This is a genomic window from Micromonospora sp. NPDC047557 (genome assembly GCF_043205095.1).
GTDB lineage: Bacteria > Actinomycetota > Actinomycetes > Mycobacteriales > Micromonosporaceae > Micromonospora.
On sequence record NZ_JBIDDK010000032.1, the window covers coordinates 1 to 5,379 of the forward strand.

Genomic DNA, 5,379 nt, shown 5'->3' on the forward strand with positions numbered 1-5,379 from the left:
CTTCTGATCGGTGTGTGGTTGTTCTTTGAGAACTCAACAGGGTGCTTGTAAAGCCAGTGCCAATTATGATTGATACCCCGGATTGGTCGAGCCTTCGGGTTTGGCTGGTTGGGATTCCTTTGGCAACATTTGTTTGTTGCCGGGACAGCTGTTCCACAATTTTTTGTTGGAGAGTTTGATCCTGGCTCAGGACGAACGCTGGCGGCGTGCTTAACACATGCAAGTCGAGCGGAAAGGCCCTTCGGGGTACTCGAGCGGCGAACGGGTGAGTAACACGTGAGCAACCTGCCCCAAGCTTTGGGATAACCCCGGGAAACCGGGGCTAATACCGAATATTACCTGTGGTCGCATGACTGCGGGTGGAAAGTTTTTCGGCTTGGGATGGGCTCGCGGCCTATCAGCTTGTTGGTGGGGTGATGGCCTACCAAGGCGACGACGGGTAGCCGGCCTGAGAGGGCGACCGGCCACACTGGGACTGAGACACGGCCCAGACTCCTACGGGAGGCAGCAGTGGGGAATATTGCACAATGGGCGGAAGCCTGATGCAGCGACGCCGCGTGAGGGATGACGGCCTTCGGGTTGTAAACCTCTTTCAGCAGGGACGAAGCGAGAGTGACGGTACCTGCAGAAGAAGCACCGGCCAACTACGTGCCAGCAGCCGCGGTAAGACGTAGGGTGCGAGCGTTGTCCGGATTTATTGGGCGTAAAGAGCTCGTAGGCGGCTTGTCGCGTCGACCGTGAAAACTTGGGGCTCAACCCCAAGCCTGCGGTCGATACGGGCAGGCTAGAGTTCGGTAGGGGAGACTGGAATTCCTGGTGTAGCGGTGAAATGCGCAGATATCAGGAGGAACACCGGTGGCGAAGGCGGGTCTCTGGGCCGATACTGACGCTGAGGAGCGAAAGCGTGGGGAGCGAACAGGATTAGATACCCTGGTAGTCCACGCTGTAAACGTTGGGCGCTAGGTGTGGGGGGCCTCTCCGGTTCCCTGTGCCGCAGCTAACGCATTAAGCGCCCCGCCTGGGGAGTACGGCCGCAAGGCTAAAACTCAAAGGAATTGACGGGGGCCCGCACAAGCGGCGGAGCATGCGGATTAATTCGATGCAACGCGAAGAACCTTACCTGGGTTTGACATGGCCGCAAAACCTCCAGAGATGGGGGGTCCTTCGGGGGCGGTCACAGGTGGTGCATGGCTGTCGTCAGCTCGTGTCGTGAGATGTTGGGTTAAGTCCCGCAACGAGCGCAACCCTCGTTCGATGTTGCCAGCGCGTTATGGCGGGGACTCATCGAAGACTGCCGGGGTCAACTCGGAGGAAGGTGGGGATGACGTCAAGTCATCATGCCCCTTATGTCCAGGGCTTCACGCATGCTACAATGGCCGGTACAATGGGCTGCGATACCGTGAGGTGGAGCGAATCCCAAAAAGCCGGTCTCAGTTCGGATCGGGGTCTGCAACTCGACCCCGTGAAGTCGGAGTCGCTAGTAATCGCAGATCAGCAACGCTGCGGTGAATACGTTCCCGGGCCTTGTACACACCGCCCGTCACGTCACGAAAGTCGGCAACACCCGAAGCCGGTGGCCCAACCCTTGTGGAGGGAGCCGTCGAAGGTGGGGCTGGCGATTGGGACGAAGTCGTAACAAGGTAGCCGTACCGGAAGGTGCGGCTGGATCACCTCCTTTCTAAGGAGCACCTTCCGACGAAAGTCGGTAAGGAGCCCGCACTGCCCGAATGTGGTGGTGGGGTGCTCGAATGGCGGAGACACTGGCAAGTTTTGCCCTGGCAACGGCCGGCGGCGCCTAGTACAGCCACCCCTTGGGTGGTGGGAACGGATGCTGTTGGTGCGGCTGGGGGGAAATGTAAGCACCCTGTTGGGTCCTGAAAGAACAACCGATGGTTGTCTTTCAGAGCCTTGTGTGTGGCGTGAGCGCTGCGCGAGGTTGCCAGGCATGGCCTGGCCTCACATACCGCTGGACTCAAGGGTCTGGGTTTGGTGTGGGGCGGATCGGGTTGTGGGTTGGTCGTTTGTTGAGAATTGCACAGTGGACGCGAGCATCTTTGTGGTCAAGTTGTCAAGGGCGAACGGTGAATGCCTTGGCACCAGGAGCCGATGAAGGACGTGGGAGGCCGCGATAGGCCTGGGGGAGCTGTCAACCAAGCTGTGATCCCAGGGTGTCCGAATGGGGAAACCTGGCACCAGTCATGTGGTGTCACCCACACCTGAACACATAGGGTGTGTGGAGGGAACGCGGGGAAGTGAAACATCTCAGTACCCGTAGGAAGAGAAAACAAATAGTGATTCCGTGAGTAGTGGCGAGCGAAAGCGGATTGAGGCTAAACCGGCTGCGTGTGATACCTGTCAGGGGTTGCGTGGTCGGGGTTGTGGGACCCTACTGAACAAGCTGACACTTGTTCGAGGAGTTACAAAGTCAGTGGCTAGTCGAACAGTCTGGAATGGCTGACCGTAGACGGTGAAAGTCCGGTAGGTGAAAGTTGCTGACCTTCTGTGGGTGTTCCCGAGTAGCGGCGGACCCCTGAAATCTGCCGTGAATCTGCCAGGACCACCTGGTAAGCCTAAATACTTCCTGGTGACCGATAGCGGACAAGTACCGTGAGGGAATGGTGAAAAGTACCCCGGGAGGGGAGTGAAATAGTACCTGAAACCGTTCGCCTACAATCCGTCGGAGCCTTGCGGGGTGACGGCGTGCCTTTTGAAGAATGAGCCTGCGAGTTAGTGGCATGTGGCGAGGTTAACCCGTGTGGGGGAGCCGTAGCGAAAGCGAGTCTGAATAGGGCGATTCAGTCGCGTGTCCTAGACCCGAAGCGGAGTGATCTAGCCATGGGCAGGCTGAAGCGCGGGTAAGACCGCGTGGAGGGCCGAACCCACCAATGTTGAAAAATTGGGGGATGACCTGTGGTTAGGGGTGAAAGGCCAATCAAACTCCGTGATAGCTGGTTCTCCCCGAAATGCATTTAGGTGCAGCGTCGCGTGTTTCTTGCCGGAGGTAGAGCACTGGATGGTCTAGGGGGCCCACAAGCTTACCGAAATCAGCCAAACTCCGAATGCCGGTAAGTGAGAGCGCGGCAGTGAGACTGCGGGGGATAAGCTTCGTAGTCGAGAGGGAAACAGCCCAGATCACCAGCTAAGGCCCCTAAGCGTGTGCTAAGTGGAAAAGGATGTGGGGTCGCATAGACAACCAGGAGGTTGGCTTAGAAGCAGCCACCCTTTAAAGAGTGCGTAATAGCTCACTGGTCAAGTGGTTCCGCGCCGACAATGTAGCGGGGCTCAAGCACACCGCCGAAGCTGTGGCATTCACATTTTAACCTCGCTTGGACTTGATTCCTTGTGCAGGTGTGTGGATGGGTAGGGGAGCGTCGTGCCGCGAGTGAAGCAGCGGGGTGACCCAGTTGTGGACGCGGCACGAGTGAGAATGCAGGCATGAGTAGCGAAAGAAGGGTGAGAAACCCTTCCGCCGGATGACCAAGGGTTCCAGGGCCAGGCTAATCCGCCCTGGGTGAGTCGGGACCTAAGGCGAGGCCGAGAGGCGTAGTCGATGGACAACGGGTTGATATTCCCGTACCCGCGAAAGAGCGTCCCTGATGAACCTCGTTGTGCTAACCACCCGAGCTGTTTGATGTCTTCGGACTGATGACAGGGAGCGTGGGAACCTGATGGGTAGTAGTCAAGCGATGGGGTGACGCAGGAAGGTAGCTGAGCCCGGCCGGTGGTTGTGCCGGGGTAAGCGTGTAGGCCGTGTCGTAGGCAAATCCGCGACACATGAAGGCTGAGACGTGATGCCGAGCCGATTCAGGTGAAGTCAGTGATCCTATGCTGCCGAGAAAAGCCTCTAGCGAGTTCTTAGCGGCCCGTACCCCAAACCGACACAGGTGGTCAGGTAGAGAATACCGAGGCGATCGGGCGAACTGTGGTTAAGGAACTCGGCAAATTGCCCCCGTAACTTAGGGAGAAGGGGGGCCGGAGACGTGAAGCCCCGCGCGGGTGGAGCGTTGTATGGCCGCAGAGAGCAGGGGGAAGCGACTGTTTACTAAAAACACAGGTCCATGCGAAGAAGTAATTCGATGTATATGGACTGACGCCTGCCCGGTGCTGGAACGTTAAGGGGACCTGTTAGCTCTTCGGGGCGAAGCGGAGAACTTAAGCGCCAGTAAACGGCGGTGGTAACTATAACCATCCTAAGGTAGCGAAATTCCTTGTCGGGTAAGTTCCGACCTGCACGAATGGCGTAACGACTTCCCCACTGTCTCAACCACAGGCCCGGCGAAATTGCAGTACGAGTAAAGATGCTCGTTACGCGCGGCAGGACGGAAAGACCCCGGGACCTTTACTATAGCTTGACATTGGTACTCGAATTAGCTTGTGTAGGATAGGTGGGAGCCGGTGAAGTCCATACGCCAGTATGGGTGGAGGCAATCTTGAAATACCACTCTGGTTGATTTGGGTATCTAACTTCGGACCGTTATCCGGTTCAGGGACAGTGTCTGGTGGGTAGTTTAACTGGGGCGGTTGCCTCCTAAAGGGTAACGGAGGCGCCCAAAGGTTCCCTCAGCCTGGTTGGCAATCAGGTGTTGAGTGCAAGTACACAAGGGAGCTTGACTGTGAGACTGACAGGTCGAGCAGGGACGAAAGTCGGGACTAGTGATCCGGCACTTGCGAGTGGAAGCGGTGTCGCTCAACGGATAAAAGGTACCCCGGGGATAACAGGCTGATCTTCCCCAAGAGTCCATATCGACGGGATGGTTTGGCACCTCGATGTCGGCTCGTCGCATCCTGGGGCTGTAGCAGGTCCCAAGGGTTGGGCTGTTCGCCCATTAAAGCGGTACGCGAGCTGGGTTTAGAACGTCGTGAGACAGTTCGGTCCCTATCCGCCGTGCGCGTAGGATACTTGAGAAGGGCTGTCCCTAGTACGAGAGGACCGGGACGGACGAACCTCTGGTGTGCCAGTTGTCCCGCCAGGGGCACGGCTGGTTAGCTACGTTCGGAAGGGATAACCGCTGAAAGCATCTAAGCGGGAAGCCTGCTTCAAGATGAGGTATCCCACCCACTTTGTGGGGTAAGGCCCCCAGCTAGACGACTGGGTTGATAGGCCGGAAATGTAAGCCCGGTAACGGGTTCAGTTGACCGGTACTAATAGGCCGAGGACTTGACTACTAAGCTGCTACGCGTCCACTGTGCAACTCTGAACAAGCGAACACCCGTGATTGTTGTGCCGGGGTTGTTTGATATGTTCATAGAGTTACGGCGGTCATGGCGGAGGGGAAACGCCCGGTCACATTCCGAACCCGGAAGCTAAGCCCTCCAGCGCCGATGGTACTGCACTCGTGAGGGTGTGGGAGAGTAGGACACCGCCGGACAATCTTCCAG

Annotated in this window: 3 rRNA genes; all 3 read left to right on the plus strand. The window is 57.5% G+C overall.

The features are described 5' to 3' along the window. Nucleotides 1–163 precede the first annotated feature (163 nt). The 3 genes from ACGGAQ_RS32560 to rrf all read left to right on the plus strand — a co-directional run bounded on the left by ACGGAQ_RS32560 (nucleotide 164) and on the right by rrf (nucleotide 5,369). Nucleotides 164–1,678, plus strand: a 16S ribosomal RNA gene (locus tag ACGGAQ_RS32560). Nucleotides 1,679–2,058: 380 nt separating this feature from the next. Then, nucleotides 2,059–5,166, plus strand: a 23S ribosomal RNA gene (locus ACGGAQ_RS32565). Nucleotides 5,167–5,252: 86 nt separating this feature from the next. Next, nucleotides 5,253–5,369, plus strand: a 5S ribosomal RNA gene (rrf, locus tag ACGGAQ_RS32570). Together the 16S, 23S and 5S rRNA genes form the textbook arrangement of a ribosomal RNA operon. Nucleotides 5,370–5,379 lie beyond the last annotated feature (10 nt).